This is a genomic window from Paenibacillus alginolyticus DSM 5050 = NBRC 15375 (genome assembly GCF_000422905.1).
Lineage (GTDB): Bacteria > Bacillota > Bacilli > Paenibacillales > NBRC-103111 > Paenibacillus_E > Paenibacillus_E alginolyticus.
The window spans coordinates 21,014-41,055 of record NZ_AUGY01000045.1 but is presented as its reverse complement, the minus strand read 5'-3'; the positions used below and the strand labels follow the sequence as shown (position 1 = coordinate 41,055).

General features: G+C 42.2%; 21 protein-coding genes, 1 pseudogene and 1 riboswitch. Of the genes and pseudogenes, 21 read left to right on the top strand and 1 reads right to left on the bottom strand.

The window, feature by feature from the left end; all coding sequences use genetic code 11:
- Positions 1-4 precede the first annotated feature (4 nt).
- From G519_RS0120310 to G519_RS0120295, 4 genes are all read left to right on the top strand, one after another.
- Positions 5-775 carry an SDR family NAD(P)-dependent oxidoreductase gene (locus tag G519_RS0120310; RefSeq protein WP_029196267.1) on the top strand — a complete coding sequence of 257 codons (771 nt, stop codon included), beginning with the start codon at positions 5-7 and terminating at the stop codon, positions 773-775.
- Positions 776-824: 49 nt separating this feature from the next.
- Positions 825-1,814, top strand: coding sequence for a Gfo/Idh/MocA family protein (locus G519_RS0120305; RefSeq protein ID WP_029196266.1), 990 nt, complete (start codon positions 825-827; stop codon positions 1,812-1,814).
- 417 nt (positions 1,815-2,231) lie between these two features.
- Positions 2,232-2,368: riboswitch (cyclic di-AMP (ydaO/yuaA leader) on the top strand.
- Positions 2,369-2,454: 86 nt separating this feature from the next.
- A complete protein-coding gene (locus G519_RS0120300; protein WP_029196265.1) occupies positions 2,455-2,850 on the top strand; it encodes a hypothetical protein in 396 nt (131 codons plus the stop codon).
- A gap of 127 nt (positions 2,851-2,977) precedes the next feature.
- Positions 2,978-3,580 carry a class I SAM-dependent methyltransferase gene (locus G519_RS0120295; protein ID WP_029196264.1) on the top strand — a complete coding sequence of 201 codons (603 nt, stop codon included), beginning with the start codon at positions 2,978-2,980 and terminating at the stop codon, positions 3,578-3,580.
- 203 nt (positions 3,581-3,783) lie between these two features.
- Here G519_RS0120295 and G519_RS51325 read toward each other — a convergent pair whose 3' ends face one another.
- Entirely contained in the window at positions 3,784-3,990 is a 207-nt protein-coding gene (locus tag G519_RS51325; protein ID WP_164826755.1) for a hypothetical protein, read from the bottom strand.
- 649 nt (positions 3,991-4,639) lie between these two features.
- On the opposite strand from G519_RS51325, the gene G519_RS0120285 reads away from it, so the two are divergent.
- From G519_RS0120285 to G519_RS0120210, 17 genes and pseudogenes are all read left to right on the top strand, one after another.
- On the top strand, positions 4,640-4,837 hold the full coding sequence (locus G519_RS0120285; protein WP_029196263.1) for a hypothetical protein: 198 nt from the start codon (positions 4,640-4,642) through the stop codon (positions 4,835-4,837).
- A 32-nt stretch (positions 4,838-4,869) separates the two neighbouring features.
- A complete protein-coding gene (locus tag G519_RS53595) occupies positions 4,870-5,037 on the top strand; it encodes a hypothetical protein (RefSeq protein ID WP_369073724.1) in 168 nt (55 codons plus the stop codon).
- 84 nt (positions 5,038-5,121) lie between these two features.
- Entirely contained in the window at positions 5,122-6,966 is a 1,845-nt protein-coding gene (locus tag G519_RS0120280; protein ID WP_029196262.1) for a sigma-54-dependent Fis family transcriptional regulator, read from the top strand.
- 127 nt (positions 6,967-7,093) lie between these two features.
- Positions 7,094-8,053, top strand: coding sequence for a 2-keto-3-deoxygluconate permease (locus G519_RS0120275; protein WP_029196261.1), 960 nt, complete (start codon positions 7,094-7,096; stop codon positions 8,051-8,053).
- A gap of 33 nt (positions 8,054-8,086) precedes the next feature.
- Complete coding sequence (locus tag G519_RS0120270) at positions 8,087-9,391, top strand: four-carbon acid sugar kinase family protein (RefSeq protein ID WP_029196260.1); 1,305 nt, start codon at positions 8,087-8,089, stop codon at positions 9,389-9,391.
- Positions 9,391-10,389, top strand: a complete 999-nt coding sequence (pdxA, locus tag G519_RS0120265; protein ID WP_036633492.1) for a 4-hydroxythreonine-4-phosphate dehydrogenase PdxA — start codon at positions 9,391-9,393, stop codon at positions 10,387-10,389. Before G519_RS0120270 ends, pdxA begins: the two co-directional genes overlap by 1 nt.
- Positions 10,390-10,828: 439 nt before the next feature.
- Entirely contained in the window at positions 10,829-11,029 is a 201-nt protein-coding gene (locus G519_RS0120260; protein WP_029196258.1) for a hypothetical protein, read from the top strand.
- Between the two features lie 361 nt (positions 11,030-11,390).
- Positions 11,391-12,095 (top strand): nicotianamine synthase family protein, encoded by a 705-nt coding sequence (locus G519_RS43790; RefSeq protein WP_244280164.1) that lies wholly within the window; start codon positions 11,391-11,393, stop codon positions 12,093-12,095.
- Between the two features lie 302 nt (positions 12,096-12,397).
- Positions 12,398-12,963: pseudogene (locus G519_RS49105) on the top strand (aldo/keto reductase); the annotation flags it as partial.
- On the top strand, positions 12,954-13,127 hold the full coding sequence (locus G519_RS50330; RefSeq protein ID WP_174806658.1) for an NAD-dependent epimerase/dehydratase family protein: 174 nt from the start codon (positions 12,954-12,956) through the stop codon (positions 13,125-13,127). The pseudogene G519_RS49105 and the gene G519_RS50330, both read left to right, overlap by 10 nt.
- Positions 13,128-13,377: 250 nt before the next feature.
- Positions 13,378-14,838, top strand: a complete 1,461-nt coding sequence (locus G519_RS43780) for a spore germination protein (protein WP_051253533.1) — start codon at positions 13,378-13,380, stop codon at positions 14,836-14,838.
- Between the two features lie 62 nt (positions 14,839-14,900).
- Entirely contained in the window at positions 14,901-16,106 is a 1,206-nt protein-coding gene (locus tag G519_RS0120230; protein ID WP_029196255.1) for a Ger(x)C family spore germination protein, read from the top strand.
- Positions 16,103-17,203 carry a GerAB/ArcD/ProY family transporter gene (locus G519_RS0120225; protein WP_029196254.1) on the top strand — a complete coding sequence of 367 codons (1,101 nt, stop codon included), beginning with the start codon at positions 16,103-16,105 and terminating at the stop codon, positions 17,201-17,203. Before G519_RS0120230 ends, G519_RS0120225 begins: the two co-directional genes overlap by 4 nt.
- Positions 17,200-17,328 (top strand): hypothetical protein, encoded by a 129-nt coding sequence (locus G519_RS53045; RefSeq protein WP_268633509.1) that lies wholly within the window; start codon positions 17,200-17,202, stop codon positions 17,326-17,328. The genes G519_RS0120225 and G519_RS53045 overlap by 4 nt, the downstream gene beginning before the upstream one ends.
- 301 nt (positions 17,329-17,629) lie before the next feature.
- Positions 17,630-17,953 (top strand): hypothetical protein, encoded by a 324-nt coding sequence (locus tag G519_RS0120215; RefSeq protein WP_029196253.1) that lies wholly within the window; start codon positions 17,630-17,632, stop codon positions 17,951-17,953.
- Complete coding sequence (locus G519_RS53590) at positions 17,932-18,054, top strand: DUF2569 family protein (RefSeq protein WP_084160245.1); 123 nt, start codon at positions 17,932-17,934, stop codon at positions 18,052-18,054. Before G519_RS0120215 ends, G519_RS53590 begins: the two co-directional genes overlap by 22 nt.
- 105 nt (positions 18,055-18,159) lie before the next feature.
- Positions 18,160-19,269, top strand: coding sequence for an acyltransferase domain-containing protein (locus G519_RS0120210; protein ID WP_029196252.1), 1,110 nt, complete (start codon positions 18,160-18,162; stop codon positions 19,267-19,269).
- The last annotated feature ends 773 nt before the right edge of the window (positions 19,270-20,042 follow it).

Below are 20,042 nucleotides of genomic sequence, written 5' to 3'. Positions count from 1 at the left end.
ATCTATGGGGAACAGGCTTGCCGGAAAAGTAGTCGTCGTCACAGGCGGAACCAAAGGTATCGGGAAAGGCATTGCTTTGATGTGCGCGAGCGAGGCCGCAACTGTCGTCGTCAACGGCAGAAATGAACAAGACGGCGCAAGGGTCGTCCAAACTATCCAGGAAACCTATTGTGCCGAAGCATTATTTGTAAAAGCGGATATCAGCAGGGAAAAGGCATGCAAGCAGTTGATCGATGAAGCGGTGGGCCGTTTCGGGAAGATCGACGGTCTGGTCAATAATGCCGGTATCTTCCCCCGGGGAACGATGGTGGATACATCGGAGGAGCTGTTCGATTCGATTTTTGCCGTCAACATGAAAGGCGCTTTCTTCTGTTCGATGTACGCGATTCAGTCAATGTTAAAGACAGGCGGCGGATCCATTGTTCATATGGGCTCCACAAACGGCTATAAAGGTGGAAAGGAGCTCGCCGCCTATTCTTGTTCGAAGGGCGCGTTGCTTACTTTAAACCGTCACATCGCAGCCCACTATGCCAGAGAACATATCAGGTCCAATTGGGTAACTGTTGGTTGGGTGGCTTCTGAAGGGGAAATCGAGCTGTACCAGAACAGGGGCTTAAGCCCGGATGAATTGATGAAAATGGGCGAGTCTTACATACCTAGCGGTCGCATGCAAACGCCGGAAGACATGGCGCACGGAACGATCTTTTTATTATCCGATGAAGCCAGCCAAGTCACCGGCACTGAACTTCATATCAATGGGGGACTCGGCCTATGAAAATTTCAAACGCAATAGACATTACAATACTTTTGTGGAGGGATATTACATGGAAACAGTTCGTTTCTTAATGATTGGCGTTGGTGGAATGGGAAGAGAGCACGTTCGAAGATTGCTACAAGTACCCGAAGCTGAAATTGTAGCGTTGGCGGATCCATCCGCTGCAGCAATTGAACAAGTGACTGAGCGTTTTCCCGAGTTGAAGAATGTAGCGGTTTATACGGATTACCGGGAGGCTATCTCACAGGCAAACGCAGATGCAGCCATTATTGTCTCGCCGCACAGCATGCATTTTGAGCAAGGAATGGCATGTTTGGACGGCGGTTTACATGTACTGATGGAGAAGCCGTTTGTCGACGGATCCGAGAACGCGGAACGCATCATTGCCCATGCGGAAATTGTAAACAAACATCTCGCAGTTGCCTACCAGCGTCACTTAATGGGCCCGTACATCTATATTCGCGAGTTGATCCAAAGCGGAGAACTGGGAAAAATCAATTACATTTGCGCTTATCAGGCACAAAGTTGGCTGAAAGGTACAACAGGTTCCTGGAGGCAAAACCCTGCATTATCCTGCGGTGGACAGCTAAATGATTCCGGAAGCCATCTACTTGACGTTGTACTTTGGGTTACCGGTCTAGAACCAGCAAACGTGTCTGCTTTCATCGACAACCGAGGATCGCAAGTCGATATCGACTCGGCTGTCACCGTTCGCTTTCGGGAAGGCGCAATTGCGACTTTCAATGTTGTCGGCAGCGCTAGCATCAGTTGGCATGAGGATGTGTCTATTCACGGCGATCTGGGAACCGTTTTGTACCGCAATAATAAAATATTCGTCGCCAAGGAAGGACAAAGAGAACTTGTCGAAGTATCGGAAGAGCTTCCGGCTACTAGTGATCCAAATCGCGATTTTGTTGATCTCATCCTCGGCAGGGTGAATGAAGCCGCTGCGCCGTCCAGCTGCGGTTTAAGAATTGCGCGTTTGACGGAAGCGGCTTGGAAGAGCGCAGCTAACGGCGGTCAAGTTATCCATTTGTAATCATTGATCTCCGATGAGCGAAAAGGATTAAGATCAGAACAAGGGAGATTTAACTTCATAGTAGAGCGTCCGCCTAGACAGTGAATTTTAGGGATATGATCCTGTACATAATTCCATCTTACGGGGGCGCTTCACTTTTTTAAAAGTGGAAAATTAACCCTCTACAGGAATGCTTCGTCACACCTTTCCAAGAGGTGGAGGTCGGTCTTTCTAATGAAACGGGTCAATACCCTTTAGCTGAGTACATCAGGTACTCCGTGCTTTCTTTGAAATCCTGAGGGCTGCCGATGATCGGTGGCCTTGCTGCGTTAACCACAGTAAAATTGAACTATTAGTTGAAAATAGACATAAAAAATATAAGTAAATATTACTATTGTTTCTATATATGTATTGGGGTAAATTGATAAAATAAGAATGAATCATACTACGCTCAATTCTTTAGATTAAAGAAGCGGGGGAACCAAGTTTTCTGGGGTGAGTACACTTTTTAAGTGTTAGGGTTAACTTTCAACCCGAATCCGTCAGCTAACTTCGTCAGCGTAGAAAGAAAATGAAAGAAACATTAATTGGGTCCTTTATAAACAGGGCTCTATTCCCTCGCTTCCTTTTTTCGTTCAAGAGAAAAAAGGAGGAATTAGATATGCTTTTTAAGAGAGTAACCAAAGAGGTGAAGAACCTTTTTCAATCTAAAAGATCAAACACTTCTGTTCAACGTCAAGAAGAGATTCTTCACTTAAAGCGAAGGTTGGAGGAGTTCGACATTCAATTTTCCAATTTGGTGTATCGACCATCAGGCGTCGAAACACAGACTTTATTGGAAATAAGCAAAACGGTCGGACAAAACCATGACTTACTAAACCAACTAAGTTTAGAAAGGGAATTAGCGGTTCAACAAATACTAGCCAATCGCATCGGTATTTCCCTAAAAATTTTGGAGGAACATCACAAATTTATCGTAACCATGGCTCATATTTTTGGTGGTCCGTATCCTTGCCTCAGAGAGTACATTAGAAGCAGTATTAGTTTCGGTGTTTAATATCTCAAAATATGAGGTTATTTCTTTACAGGTAAATAATAAGATATGGAATTAGCTTTTTTATTACGGTGAACCGCGATAAAAAAGATGCCAATAGATTTTAATAAGGCAGATTGGAGAGGTGTTAATGGGAAATACGGATAAGTTTGAAATGATAGCTAATATATATGACACTTCTGAAAGAATTCAAATTGCAAAGGTATCATCAGATGCCATCCGTGAATATTTAGTTGACGCTAAAAGTAAGAACGCTATTGATTTTGGGTGTGGAACTGGTCTTGTCGGAATGAACTTGTTAAACGAGTTTAATTCTATGCTTTTTCTGGATACCTCACAAAACATGATTAATCAAATAAAGCAAAAAATTTCTGATTTTAATATTCAGAATGTAGATACATTATGCTTTGATTTTGAAAAGGAAGATCTATCGAATTTACATGCTGACTATATTATTATGGCTCAGGTTCTCCTCCATATTAATGATGTTGAATTCGTTTTATCAAGATTATTCGATGTTCTAAATGAAGGAGGACATTTACTAATTGTAGATTTTAATAAAAATGAAAAAATAGTTTCAGATATCGTTCATAACGGATTTAATCAAGCAAAGCTAACTGACATTATGACTAAAATAGGGTTCAGGGATATTCAATCCAAAACTTTTTATAATGGAAGTAAAATATTCATGGGGCATGATGCATCTATGTTTATTCTTGATTCTCAAAAATAAACGCTTAAGACGGAAATTATCCCGTTAGCTAACGGCGATCGATAGCTCAATAAACATGAAGTAACGGCAGCCGGCATAAGGACTGCCGTTTTCTCAGTAAAATAATTTCTTTCGGCTGCCGGGGAGAAATCGATCGGCAGTTTAGCGGGGGAATGCTGCAGCGCGCTATGCTAGCATTAGGTCTGGTGCTTTCGGCATCTGTTTTAATTGCCGATGAACCTACTTCCTCCTTGGACGATCTCAACCGAAAATGAATTCTCGAACTGCTGCTTCAGATAAAGGAAGAGCATGATTTGGTTCTTCTGATCGTTTCCCATGAACTGAACGAGATTAGGGAACTTGTAGATGAAGTGATGGTCATGCAGGATGGTGAAGTTATAGAAAAAGCATTCGTAGATGTACTCTTCCATTCACCACAGCAACCATATACTATATCTCTTTTGGAAGGAATGTGTTGTGAAGCTGCTTGAAGTGAAAAATATTTGAAAATCGTATGAACGAAGGCGTCACTTTGGTAGTGGGAAAACACCTAATATCATCCTTCACGACGTATCATTTTCTATCAACGAAGGCAGCTGCGTTGGCTAATTGGAAAGAGGTACGCCTTCATATACAATTCGTCTATCAAAATGGCTACAGTTCCTTTAATCCCAGGATTTGCGTAGGGGACAGTATTAGTGAACCACTAAAAAATTTTGAACGAAAAATGACTTCTATAACACGAAGAGAACAGGTGTTCAAGTGTTGGAAACCGTTGGTTTAAACAGTAGCGATTATCACAAATGCCCCATCAATTCAGCGGAGGGCAGATTCAACGGCTTTTATTTTTTCAGCCCAAGATAAAGTACACTCAAAAAGGGATGCCACATCGGCCCCCTTTTTGTATGTTATTTGAAGCAAATGAGGTCAATTGTGATAAATGCCAGGAGGATAGGATTAGGAGGGATGATCAATTCGGCTCCCTGTACAAAATTGATGAGGAGTTGGTGCGAAATAGGTAAAAAAGTTCACGATATAATCATTGTGACAAGTTAAAATATTAACGAGAAAGGACAATAAATGAGGCCGAAAGTATATATTACAAGGCGTATTCCAGATCACATTAAAGCCATGATTGAAATTCAATGTGATGTTCGAATGTGGTCTGAGGAAGATGCAGCAGTACCTCGGGAGGTATCGGAACGAGAGATCATTGAAGCCGATGGTTTGTTTTGTTTACTGACGGAAACGATTGATGCACAACTTATGGAGATTTGAAGTCTCTGTTAAGGGAATCCGATTTCGTATGTATGTTAGTTCCCTACCCAACGGAAACAGTCAATTTGATTGGTAGGGATGAATTGGCTCTGATGGGCAGCAGGATTGGATGTATTTTCGCAGGAACCGATTGCTTTAGATCACCGCGCTTACTCCGAAATGTTGCAATATCAAGTATTCAGCTGCGAAATTGGCTATAATAAAATAAAAAAGCTTATAATGGCAAGTATATGTTGGATTGTGCAACACTTATATTTACAAATTGTTATATAAAGGGGACACCTATGCAAATAAAAGTACTGGCAATTGCCCCATATCCAGGGTTAAAGGGTTTACTTACAGACATAACTAAAAAAGATGCTCGGTTTAGAATCGATGTTGAGGTTGCGGATCTCCAAAACGCTCTCCCAATCGTACACGCTGCTAAAGGAAACTATGACGTTATTTTGAGCCGCGGTGGAACATCAACGCTAATTAGAAGCCATGTAACAACACCTGTTGTCGATATACCGGTTTCCGGCTATGATATTTTGCGCGTGCTCACCTTGGTTAAAAACTCCAACAGCAAAGTGGCTATCATTGGTTTTCCTAATATTTGCCGCGGTGTCGCGGAAGTGTCCAGTCTGCTAGATTATGAAATTCCTATGTACTCGGTAGAGCGGGCTGCTGACGTTCCACAAGCACTGCAAACAGCTTTTGAGCATGACGCGCAAATTATTCTTGGCGACGTAGTAACCGTGAATACAGCGGAAGAAATGGGCTATAACGGCATTCTTATTACAAGTGGACGAGAGTCTGTTCTTGAAGCGCTTGAAGAGGTGAAGCGGATTTATGATGTCCTTTGGAAGGCTCAAGAAAACGAGCATTTATTTGAGCATATTCTGGAACATCACCGAACTGGGGTCATGGCTATAAACGATCGGGGGGGAATCATTTATGCGAATGAAGCCGCCGCGTCATTATTAGGGTACAACAGCTCGGTCATCCGTGGGATGAATCTGGCAGGCATAGATCCAATGTGGGGCCGTTATTTGGAGGAAGCCGGAAAAAGCAACACAGTCGGCGTAAAAAAACAAACGAAGTGGTTCCAAAAAAGGCAGGTAAGTATTGAAATCGTTGTCCCGCCTTCCAAATTAAGCAGCCCAAGTTACAGTTACTTTGTTTATTTATATCCGTCAGTAGATAAAATAAATAATCCGGCATCCTACAATTTTCAAATAACCGACCGTATTGCTACTTTTGCGCAAATTATGGGCTCTAGCACCGTCATTTTGCATGCCATCAAACGTGCCAAAGCACTCGCACAGACGCGTAATCCGATCTGGATAACGGGTGAAGAGGGAAGCGGCAAGCAGTTGTTTTGTCAAGCGATCCATTCCGCAAGCCAAAGCTCTGGGGATGCGTTGTACATACTTCCGTGCGACCAATTATCGGAAGAGGAACAAGAATCTGTTTTACTAGGAACGGATGATTTCCCAGGGTTACTGTTCAAAGAATCGGTCGGAACGATTTGTCTGGAGAATATCCAACATGTAAGTCCGCAGCTGCAGCGCAAGTTACTCTCTGCCATGACAACGGGTACGCATGTCCGTCTAATCGTTACCACATCTCACCCGATTAAGCTGATGCTCAAAAAAGAAGAGATGGATCAGTCGTTTGTCCTCGCTTTCATGGATATGTACGTGAGTTTGCCGCCGCTTCGGGAACGGCTGGAGGATATTGAAGAGATCGCCCGCGTTCTAATTGCCAATTATAACTCACGTCATGGTAAGCAAATCGTTGGCATTCGGCAAGAGGTTTTGGAAGACGATCTGATGAACAAGCTATGGCCTGGTAATATTCACCAACTGAGGGTTGTAATAGAGAGCATGCTTGCTTGCACGAACAGTCACTATATTGGTTCCAAAGAAGCGAAAGATGGTTGGCAAAAAGTGAGGGAATCGTTGCAAACGGAAGCATCCAGTCAAATGGCAACTGTCAATTTGTCAGGAACATGGGATGAAATTGAACAGAGAATACTATTGGAGATATTGGAAAAAGAAGGAATGAATCAATCGAAAGCAGCGAAACGGTTAGGGATAAATCGATCTACGCTTTGGCGAAAACTGAAAGATGTGTTGCAAATTTAAACGATTATCCCCGTTGTTATGAGAGTTATCCTATCATATAATCATCTCATGGGCGAATTAGAAAAATGATGTTGCAAATTGCAACTTAATTAATTGCTCAATTACACTTCTTAGGAGGAAGAATACCATGAGAATTAAGGCAACTATTGATCGGATTCCTGGTGGCATGATGATTGTTCCGCTTATTTTAGGGGCTATTTTAACAACATTATTCCCTACTATGGGTAAAACATTTGGCTCCTTCACCGGAGCATTAATGACAGGGTCTCTACCGATTTTAGCAGTATTCTATGTTTGTATGGGATCTACTATCAATTTCAAAGCTACTCCATACATTTTGAAAAAGGGCGGAACGCTCTTAGGCACTAAAATTATAACAGCGATCATTGTAGGGTTTGTGGCTGCTAAATTTCTGGGCAATGGGATGATAACCGAAGGATTCTTTGCCGGCATTTCGGTATTGGCTATCGTTGCAGCTATGAATGATACCAATGGCGGACTGTACATGGCATTAATGGGGCAATTCGGTAAGAAGGAAGATGTTGGCGCTTACTCGGTTATGAGCTTGGAATCAGGGCCGTTCTTTACTATGATTTCATTAGGTGTAGCAGGTTTAGCCGCTTTCCCTTGGCAGACTTTTGTAGGTGCGATTTTGCCATTAATCGTTGGTATGATCCTAGGTAATTTAGATAAAGACATGCGTGAATTCTTATCTAAAGCCGTACCTGTTTTAGTACCGTTCTTTGCTTTCGCTTTAGGTGCCGGTCTGAATCTTCAGTCGGTTTGGAAAGCTGGTTTCCTTGGCGTATTGTTGGGTATAGGCGTTGTCGCCGTAACCGGTCTTACTTTGACAATTACGGACCGCTTAATCGGCGGTAACGGCATTGCTGGTTTGTCAGCAGCTTCAACGGCTGGAAATGCAGCGGGTGTACCCGCAGCAGTTGCTGCCGCGAATGTAGCCTATGCTCCGCTTGTGCCTTCCGCAACAGCATTGGTTGCCTCTTGTGTTATCGTTACTGCAATCCTTGTTCCGATCGTAACGGCTTGGTACGCCAAAAAAATTGGAGTTAAAAGTCAAATCAACTAGACAGATAGAGATTTGCATGGGAGGAACAACACCATGAAACATATTGCCATCATTGCAGATGATTTGACCGGAGCGTCCGATTCAGGTGTTCAATTTGTAAGAAATGGTCTGCAAACGCAAGTCATTTTTGATATCGAGCAAGTTTCTAAACAAAAACAGACGATGGAGGCTGTCGTCATCGATACAGACAGCCGTTCAGTTGCTCCAGAAATCGCATATGCAAACGTAAAGGAAGCAGCGCTTCAAATTAAACATGCTGGCTTTACACATGTTTATAAGAAAATGGATTCTACGCTTCGCGGGAATCTGGGGGTTGAAATCGACGCAGTGATGGATGTCATTCCCTTTGATTTTGCGGTGGTAGCCCCGGCTTTCCCTAAGATTGGCCGAACCACTTCGAAGGGAATCCATTATCTAAACGGGATACCTGTCAGTCAAACCGAGATTGCTAATGACCCGAAGTGTCCTGTGAAGGAATCAGATCTAGTGAAGCTGTTTTCTTCACAATCCAAGCGCAAAGTTGGACTTATTTCATTAGATTTTTTACGTGCAGGAAAAGAACAGGTGTATCTTAAAATACAATCGCTACTGGAAACAAATACTGAACTCATCGTATTCGATGCTTTAACGGAAGAAGATGTGCAGCATATTGCTGATTGGATAGCCGATAGCAGCTATAAAACGCTATGGGCAGGGTCTGCGGGCTTAGCCGACTTTCTGCCAAAGGCGTTATCTCTTCCTGTTCATACAAGCGTGCCAGCTCAACTGCCATCAGGTACGAAGCCTGTTCTGTTAGTCGCAGGGAGTATTTCACAGGTAACTCGTCGACAAGTGGCTGCTTATAACACGGAATCGCAAGTCATTCCTATAGAATTAGATACTGTACAAGCGATAGCTTCGGAAAAGGGAGTACAGGTAGAGATTGATCGTTGCAGGAGGGAGCTCCAGGCTGCATTAAGGAGCGGCTCCGATGTTTCTCTCTACGCAAGCACTTCTCCTGAGCAGGTTTTATTGACGAAGGAAGCAGGCTCACGAAGAGGCTTAGATTCTACCGAAGTAGCCAATAAGATTTCAGCTATTTTGGGAGCGATTGCCTCGGAAATAATGAAAACAGCGGAACTGCAAGGGGTTATTTTAACAGGGGGAGATACTGCAAAGGCGGTATGTAAGCATTTAGGCGTATCGAGCATTCAATTGGTGAAAGAAATTGAACCTGGTATCCCGCTTGGCCTGCTTGAACGTGAAACGCCCGTTTGGGCTGTAACGAAAGCCGGTGCTTTTGGAAATGAACATAGCTTATCAATTGCTAAAAAAGCATTAAAGGGGGAATCATTTTAATGAATAGACCAATCATAGGCATAACAATGGGTGATGGAGCTGGTGTAGGTCCTGAAATCATCATGAAATCTTTGAAAGATGCCCAGATTTACGAGACTTGTCGCCCTTTTGTCATTGGAGACGCCAAAATATTGGAAAGAGCGGATCACTTCGTTCATACGGGACTTCGTGTCCGTAAGATTGCTTCCGTTACGGAAGCTCAGTTCGAACACGGCACAGTGGATTGCTTTGATTTAAATTTATTGGCAGCCGATCTTCCAATTGGTCAAGTGTCCAAAGAAGCTGGCCATGCTGCTTTCATGTATTTGAAACAGGCGATTGAACTTGCTAACGCGGGAGCTATTGATGCGATTTGTACAGCGCCATTAAACAAAGAAGCTCTTCATAAAGGCGGACACATTTATCCGGGACATACCGAAATTTTAGCAGATCTGACAGGCACAGAAGACTTTTCCATGATGCTTTCCGCTCCTAAGCTGAAGGTTATTCATGTAACGACACATGTTGGCATTCTGGATGCCGTCCGTATGATCAATCCAGACCGCGTTTATAAAGTGATCCGTATGGCACATGAAACGTTACAGAAGGCTGGTTATGCGACGCCTAAAATTGCTGTCTGCGGAATCAACCCCCATGCGGGAGAGAACGGATTGTTTGGTTATGGGGAAGAAGATGAAAAAGTCGTACCCGGTGTAAGGAAAGCTCAAGAAGAGGGCATTCAAGTTGTAGGACCTTTACCTGCAGATACACTATTCTTCCGCGCTACACGTGGAGACTTCGATATCGTAGTTGCTATGTATCATGATCAAGGTCATGGTCCAATCAAAGTATTAGGACTAGAAGCCGGTGTAAATATTACTGTAGGGCTTCCGATTATTAGAACTAGCGTAGATCATGGTACGGCATTTGATATTGCCGGTAAAGGAATTGCCGACGAGCAAAGCCTGAAAGAAGCTCTAAAACAAGCGATTGAATTGGCTCCTAAACGTGAGCAATAGGATTTTGTGCAAACTGGCAAAACGACACGGAAAATAACATGAATAAAAATACTCATACTGATTCGTCAGTATGGGTTTTTTGTTTTTTAATGTATGTACAATTAGCATGATTAAGGGCAGTAGGACAAAGTGGAACTAAAGGCATACTTCTTTACTCTATTTTATAGTTTGAACCGTTTCATTAAAGACCCTTATTAATTCTACATTTAATTGAGATAACACGGCTTGAACCTAGGTAAATGCCGTGTGCAAGTAATGTGCTTCACCATAGACTGTTGTGGTGGTGTGGTGTGGAGCCCCCTCATACTAAATGATATTTGTTGAGTAAAAGGTTTCACTTGAAGCAAGGCTCTAATCTGCTAAATCTTGTTGGGATTTATATCTCGCTTCTTTAGTGTTAAAAGAAATAAAAAGGCAAATCAACAAAGGAGAGAGATAAATGTCTAAAGAATTTCATTTGACCACAGCTCGAAAAGTGCCTTTGAAAACACAGAAAAGAATTAAGAATATTTCTCCGGGTTTGATTGGTAGTGTTGTTGTTGTTCGAACTCTCTTTAATACTTTCACAGGATGTTTATTAAGTGTTGGGCGAAACACTATCCGTTTGAGATTTTTAGCGGGATTGATAGATTATTTATAACGATTCGAATTCCAATTGGCATCATCATTGATATTTTCCGTTTTCCATGCCCTTGACGAAAAGTAATCACGTTTTCCTGGAATAAGGATATCGGAAACTTCAATCTGCACATGTATTTACCGAGTCAATGTGAGAACGTAAAAATGATTAAATCCCTTGATCAATTGGTCAAGGGATTTTGTTATTCTATTACGAAAATCACCATTTGAGCCATTAAATTCTTCCCAATAGCAATTATTAAATTCAAAATTTAAAATGCTTCTTAAAGATGAGCAATGTTAATAAATATTACCTAATAGCACATTAGTTAATGAATGTGACGGAGGGGAATATGAGGGAGAAGTTCGAATTCTTGTTGTCTGTGAGGCTGCTTGAATGTGAAATTAAAGAGTTAACGATTTATTCTCGAGCGTACTGCAACTGTTACGAACTTCTTAATATTAAATTGGATGAACTTTGCGAAATTATGGTAAGGGAGGAAACTATCCGTCAATGGATGGTTTGGAGGCGCGATGAAGAGGTTCAGAGACAAGTAGATCGATTAAGAGAAACTGCCGCCGAAGCCTTATGTGATGTAGAAAAGCATCAATCAAAAAGCATTTCCCTTATTGAAATGGATGGAAATAAATATCTCACAACACTTATCCAATCGGTGAAAGATGATTTAAAAAGTTTTGACATTAATCAACAATCAAAAGTTCTTTTTATCGGATCAGGTGCATTTCCAATTTCGGTTCTAACAATAGCTAAAGAATTCGGTGCGAAAGTGATGGGACTTGATATCGATTCTGAAGCAGTCCAAATAGCCTGTCAAGTAGCGAAAGCTTTCGATATAGAGACTTTGGTTAGTTTCTCCGATGAGAAACTGAGCAGTCTTGCCTTTCTGAAGGAAACAACTCATATCATTATCGCTTCACTAGTCAAAAACAAAATCGAGGTGCTTAATCAATTAAAAGAATTGATCGATGAAAATGTCCATATTATGTTGCGGTATGGAAATGGTGTGAAATCCATCTTTAATTATCCATTCAATTACGATTTGTCAGAGGACTGGAATCAGAAATAACTGATCGAGCGGAGCCCTATTTTCGACAAGATCATATTAGAGATGTCTACGTTACAAAAAGAAAAGAAGGTAATAACTTATTATTGAAAAAATTATGAAAAAACTGATTGAATTACGGTACACCGAGAAGAATTTGCGAGAATACATCGCTTTTTCTTTTCGGTGTTTTTCATAAGAGTAGAAAAAGAAGTTCATATGTAACCTCTAGGTAACCAAGTTAACAAGAAGTGCGTACTTTAACGTTTCTAATCGGTATACTAAGAACTATTTAGATAAAAGAAAGAATTGGAGGTACAAATGTGATGAACTTTAGGAAATTCGGAAAGTTAGACTTTGATGTATCGGAAGTAGGATTCGGTGCTGTAGCCAAAGTAATAAAAGGAAGAAGAGATCAGGTTATTGTGTCGACGAAGGGCGGATTGCTGGGGCACCATCGAGACCCAAAAGGAGAACCGGTCAATGATCGGCCTGAAAAGATCATCGAGGCTTGCGAAGCAAGCTTACGGAGACTTGAAACCGATTACATCGATGTGTACTTTTGCCACCTCTGGTGGGATAAATATGAGGAAACGGAAGCATCATCCGAGCTTTCGAAAAATTAAAGCAAGACGGTAAAGTAAGAGCAGTCGGAGTGTCCACTGAAAACTTCGAATATTTCAAGCATTTCAACCATTAAGGAGGGTTCGATGCCGTCCAATTAGACTACAGTATTCTCAATCGTTCTACAGAGAAGGAGGTTCTTCCTTATTTGCAAGAGAACGGAATGGCTGTAGTTGTTAGAGGACCACTGCGAATGGGATTATTAACCGGAAAGTTCAACCTGGAAACAATGTTCCCAGAAGGGGATATCCGAAAAAATTGGCCAAAGTACTTATAACTGGTGCAGGTGGAAATTTGGGTCGGGTTCTTGCTCCCGCTTTGGTGGAAAGAGGGCACGAACCGATCATGATGGATTACCGTACAATTGAAACTTCTTATCCGTTTATTCAAGGGGATATAATGTCATCTGGTTCCCCCCATGAAGTTATGTAATACCAGAGAAACATGCCCTGTGCTTTGTCGTTTGCCAGTTCGATCCCCCATCATACTCCAAACTTGTCTTCGGAAAAAAAGTACCTGCAAGCCCGTGGGTACCAGCCCATTCGGCGTTTCGTGGATAAATCCTATGACCCTATTGTACGACTCTGGCATATCCCGTTTATTTCTCCTCTAAGAATAAATGGTAGTTTTTTGAAGATAATACACCTCATATTAGAAATAATTGGTGTGAAGGTGAAAACGGATGCAGAAGCAAAACGATGAAACAATGATTTCGGGAAACTTGCACCAAGATGAAACCCGTTTTCGGGCAATTTTCGATCGTTGCGATGACATTGTGTTTCGAAGCTTCCTTATATTTGGCAATAATGAAGGACTTCTTGTCTTTATGGACGGCATGGCGGATGAAAAACGAATCGATACTGAATTGCTTCAGCCGCTCATGTCTTGCAGTCAACCAGAAGAAGAGTGGATAGACGATGCGTTGTCTTATCTGAATTACAAGGTGTTACCTTCTGAAAAAATTGAAATTCAAACGCATGAGGATCAGGCCGCGGAAGCCGTATTAGACGGGGATGTATTGATTCTTGTAGATGGAGCGCCGGGCGCTCTCTCGATTGGAATGACTTCTCTTAAAACAAGGTCTGTCGAAGAACCTGCGACGGAACCGGTTATCAGAGGCCCGAGAGACGGTTTTACTGAAAGCTTGCAGATAAACGTAACTCTGATTCGGCGAAGGCTGAGAACGCCAAAGCTGAAAAGCGAATCATTACAGGTCGGCGCCCTTTCGCGAACAAAAATAGTTGTCATGTACGTGGAAGGCATTGCCCAACAAAAAATCATTGATGAAGTGATGGCCAGAATCCAGAAAATTCGATTGGATATGGTGCTTGAAAGCGGATATATCGAAGAATTGATTATGGATAATCGTTTCTCTATTTTCCCGCAATTGTTGACGACGGAACGGCCGGATAGAGTCACGGCTTCGCTTGCGGAAGGCCGAGTGGCGATTATCGTCGATAACACGCCATTCTCGCTCATCGCGCCCGCCACTTTTTTTGAGATGCTGCAATCCGCTGAAGATTACAACCAACATTATATTGTGGCGTCAGCGACCCGCTGGCTCCGTTTATGGTTGTCATTCAGCGCCCTTGTCTTTCCTTCCTTGTATATCGCTATAACGACCATGCATCAAGAAATGTTACCGGAAAGCCTTCTGCTCAGCATCGCGTCTTCCAGAGAGGCTGTGCCTTTTCCGGCCATCGTGGAAGCTTTCCTCATGGAACTAGCTTTCGAAGGCTTGAGAGAGGCGGGCATTCGATTGCCGCGGCCAGTTGGACAGGCGGTCAGCATTGTCGGGGCGCTTGTCATTGGACAAGCTGCCGTGCAGGCGGGTCTCGTTTCCGCCTCTCTTGTCATTGTCGTCTCTTTCACGGGGATCGCGTCATTTATTTTTCCGTCATACAGCCTTGGGTTGTCTATCAGATATCTGCGCTTTCCCTTAATGATCATAGCGGGCACGCTAGGGCTTTACGGCATTTTGATCGCTTTGCTCGCAGTGCTTGTTCACTTGTCAAAATTAAGAACTTTTGGCGAACCCTATTTCACGCCCGCGTCTCCGATAAATCTTAGAGGCTTAAAGGACGCCCTCCTCCGTGTCCCTTGGTGGAAAAGGGCTAAAACGCGCCAAACCCCAACGGAATAGAGAAAAAGGAGTTGCATCTTATGCGCGAATAGTTGGAAATTTTTACGAAAGGAGTATTTTCGATGCCGCGTTCCCTCTTCAAGCGTATATTGCCTATTGTGCTCATCGCTTCGTTGCTTTCGGGTTGTTGGGGAAGAAAAGAAGTGAACGATATAGCGATTGTAACCGCGACCGGCATCGATTTGTCGGATAATGGGCTCATTCGCGTAACGCTGCTTCTAGCTGTTCCGCGGCTTTTTGGCACAACTTCCGCCGGCGGCGGAGGGGGAGAGTCCAAATTGGAGACAAGCGCTGGCTGGATTGTCTCTGAAAAGGGGGAAACGGTTATGGATGCGTATCGAAAGATTCAAGGGACACTCCCCCGCAAAATATTCTTCTCCCATAATCGGGTTATCGTCATGGGAGAGAATCTTGCAAAAAAAGGCGTTATGCCGGTATTGGATTTTTTCGAACGGACTAGGCAGTCGCAACTCAATAGTTATGTATTGGTCACGAAGACGGAAGCGGCGGAAGTACTTAATTTTAAACCGAAATTTGAGAAGCTGGCTTCGGAAATTATAAAAGAAGAGATGAAAACCAACATAGGGCCTTCGGTTAGAATCGGACGATTTTTAACCATGGTTATGGACGAAGGGGAAGAACCGTACGCGCCGCGGATTTCCGTTGTTCCTTCGGAAAGTGGCGGTTTTGGTTTAAAGGACACGAAAAATTTAAACGCCACCGAAGGAACGGCGGCTTTTCTCGGAGACAGGCTGGTTGGGTGGCTGGACAACGAAGAAACCCGCGGGTTGATGTGGGTTCGAAACGAGATGAAAAAAGGGGTCATCACCGTAAATATCCCGAAGGAACGCGGCGGCGGGCGCGTGAGCGCCGAATTCAGCAACGTTCGCAGCAAACTCTCGCCCATTGAGAGCGAAGGCGACATTCGAATGAAAATCAAACTTTCAGCCTCGCTGAACGTGTATGAAAACACATCGAATCTTGATTTAAGCGAAACCAAAAACGCGGAGATTCTCAGAACACTTTTTGCTGACGAGATAAAGGAAAGAATCCGATTGGTCTGCGAGAAAGCGCAAAAAACATTTCAATCGGACATTCTGGGCTTCGGACAATCCGTTTATCGGCACAATCACTCCGCGTGGAAAGTGCGGTACGCCAAAAAGTGGAGAACTTTATTTCCTGACGTCAAGGTCGATACTGAGACGTCGGTTCAAATTGTGAACACTGGATTGATTGGAAAAGATATTAAATGGGAGGATAAGAAATGATCGCCATCTCGCCTTACCAGTTGTTTTCGCTCATGGTTTTGTTTCAAATTGGAACAACAATCATTTTCGGTTTTGCTTCCGGAGCGGGGCGCGATGCGTGGATATCCGCGTCGGCGTCGTCTTTGATTGGCTCGGCGCTTGTCGCCGGCTACGCGGCAATTACCAAATTAAACGGATACGTTTCGTTGGTGGGGTGTCTGCGAAAACGGTTGGGGAAATGGGCTGGGACGCCTCTGGCTTGGTTGTACGTTCTGGTTTTTATCTATGAAGCTGCCCGCGGTGTCAGCGATCTCAAATTCTTGGTACCGCTTACGATTCTGCCTGAAACGCCGGCTTGGTTTTTTACGGCCGCGTTTTTGATGCTGGTCGTTTACACCGCGCGCGCCGGGCTTGAAGTTTTGTGCCGTATTGCGGGCGTGCTCTTGCCGGTGCTTATCGCTTTCATTATTCTTGAAACATTGCTCCTTGTCGTTTCGGGAAGCTTGCGTTTCGAGTATTTGACGCCGTTTTTCAGCGAGGGCTATCAAAGAGTCGCAAAAAGCATATGGCCGACCGGCATCATGCAATCATACGGAGAAAGCATTGAAATGACTGTGTTTTGGTTTGTGTTGAACAAGCGGGGGATTTTGGGCAGAATCAGCGTCGGAGCCACCTTGTTCGCCGGATTTTTTATTGTTCTTTTCGATGTGTTGTCGATAACGACATTAGGCGAGCATATTTTCCAAGGCAGAATCATTCCAGCGTTTATCGTAATGAGGCTAGTGAGCGTTGCCGATTTTTTGGAGAATTTGGAAGCGGTTGGCTCGTTGTATTTCATATGCACAATATTCGTCAAAATAACGGTTCACACGCTTGCCGCGGCTCTATGCATGCGCGAACTGACCTACGCGTCCAAAAACAACGCCGCCATCTGGATAACGGCGTGTTTCACGTATGTTATCGGATTGACGATGGCCAGCAATTTTTCCGAACATTTAAAAGCTGGGATTGAAATCACTCCTAAAACGATATTGGTGCCAATTTGTTTGGTTTTGCCCGGGATTGTTCTGTCGCTTTCATTGTTCGAGAAAGCGAAAGATAAGAGGGCTGCGCGATGAAGCTTCGATTTCCTTGGGATTCCGCAGCGATGATTCAGTTTCCTTGGTTGCTGCCGTCGGCGATGGTTCTGGTGGCCTTGCTTCTTTCTTTGATCACGTGGTTTCGGTCAAGAAACAAGAAGTGAAATCAAGAATAAATAGATTCTCCATCAAGTTCCATCATAGCTGTTGTTGAAAATAGAACGACGAACAATACAGAATGAAAAGTTGGGTGTGGATTTTGTTAAGTATAAACTTCAATAATGGGAAAATTTGATTAAAGCCACTTCAATTAAGAAGTGGTTTTAACATTAGACTAATAAAGAAGCAGTCAGCAGAACTGTTGGAGGAATATTTACATGAGTGACGAATATTGTTTAATGCTTCCGCACAATATTCTTTTCAGCAAATCCTCCAGCCGATGGAGAAAAATAAATTGGTGATTCAATGTCAAATGTAGAAAATGACCTAGCAATAAAACCGGAGGATACTGGAGCAACAGAAATTTTGCAACCTATTTTGCAACCTATAGAGGAAAAAGCTAAACTTTATGGTTTTGGTGGCTGGCTTTATCTTGTAGCTTTAGGCTTCTTATTAACTTTCGGGAGCTCTTTAATCTATTTGATAGATACTATACTGCCAATTTACCAAAATGGACTTTTATCCGAATTGCATGAAGAAAACTGGAAATATTCTTTAGTGATAATATATGAAACTGTTATCAATATATTACAAACTCCATTGAGGAAATGGCAACTCACGAGTTTATGAGTGAACAGGGTAGGAATATTGTTAAATCGTTGGTAACTTGTTTAATATGGATACCCTACTTTATAAATTCAAAAAGAGTGAAGAATACATATATTAATTAATCAAAATTTGATATTAAATTGAATTGGGGTACTCTGTACGTACAACAATCAAGGCGAGGGAAATAAGAACTTGTACAACCAGTTGATAAATCAGGAGGAATCACGATGGATCGAGACTATATCGTAAAAATCAATGAATATTTGCATATTGATGATTATAACTTGGATTTGATTCTCCAGTGCTTCGATGAGATTCAGCACTCGGAATTTCTGAAAGAGCAATTAGAGATTGCACGGAATCAAATTTTTGTAGAGAACCAATTTGATTTATCCGAAGACGTCAAAGCAAATGTGGCAAATCACTTGCAAGGAGCGAACTTTTTTTCGCTCATCGTGCTGTTGGATAAATTCGATGACGTTCTAACGTATTATGAGAAGCATAAATTGCCCAAGGAGATCTTGCTTCACACCTTCAGTGACGTGAATTTATGGATCCGAGGTTATAAAGATAGAAATCAGAAAGACGGATTTGAAGAACTTCGATGGTTGCAAAACCATTTTAAGAATAAGATTTTCAGATTGGGACGTTTGCAATTTATATATAAGAAAAATTATTTAAAGGCTAGAGTCTATAGAAATAAAAAGACCAATGAAATAGTCATTATCCCTCATGATCAGGTGAAGTTTGATGTTGGAGGTTTTACGATTCCGATCACCATCCCTAGCATAGATTTGAACAAAAATTACTTTTCATCTAAAGTGCTGGAAACGGATACGGCTATTATATCCAATTGCATTCTTGACAATGGGGTCATGATTAAAAAAGACGTGACCCTTGCAAAGGCGGATTATGACCTCGTTTTGGATGAAAACGATGATGTTCTTGATGTACATATACCTGCTTACGAATCGTTAAACATAGAAAAATGCAAGCAATCCTTCGAACAGGCATTGGAGTTTTATAAAACCTATTTTAACGATTATAACTTCAAGGCATTCATCTGCGACTCGTGGCTTCTCACGCCGCAATTTAAAGAAATATTAGGCGCAGACAGCAACATACTCAAATTCAGCTCCATGTTTACGCACGTAAGCAGCGTTGTGAGGAATTCTTCATTCTTGTTCTTTGTATTCAGCACTTCTAACCCTGATTTAGAGAAACTGCCAAGAAAAAGCAGCCTGCAAGAAGCAGTTTACAATCACCTGAAGAATAACAAAGATTTATGTGTAACAAATGGGTTTATTTTGATTAATAATCAAGAGCAGTGCCCTTAGGTCTAAGGTGAGTAACGAACATTATTTGAACAAAACAAGGAGTAGATGTGCTTCCGCAGCTGCTCCTTGTTTTTATAGAGCTAACGATGAGCGTGGTGGAGTGGATTCAGCATTCCTAGATACATGTGTTAAAATAAGGAATTGAAGAAGAGCTATTATAATAAAAAAGAGGAGCAACATGTATGCTACTACGTATTCCTGGCCAAGAGGATATTCACATAAATCATCTCGTTTTAGATTTTAATGGGACTATTGCATTGGATGGGTTGCTTTACCAAGTGTTAAGGAGAGGCTAATAGAATTAGCCAGAATGATTAAGATTTATGTATTAACCGCAGATAGTAATGGAAGTGCAACAAGAGAGTGCGAGGGGCTACCGTGGATCTACACGTAATAGGAACGGATAATCAACGAGAAGAGAAATGTAGTTTTATACGCATGATTCCACCTGGTGTAGCTGTTATGGGCAACGGGGTAAACAAATATCGTTTTTTATTTCTTTGAATTGAATTGAATTGGTTGGACTCGAACGAATATATATGCGGCTTAAGCTTTTATTTTGTTGATATCTCGTGAGCACCAAGAGACTCACCAATAAAATAAACGAACAGGTACAAACTTATAAAAGTGCAGCTCATTCTCCTTTGAGGCGGCAGCTTTTTTTCTTGTAAATTGGAATTAATTTCCATTATTAGAATTAAATATTAATTTAGCTTTAATCCGAATTTAATTTAACTATGTTATGTTAAGGGTTAGGAGTGGGCTCATCTATG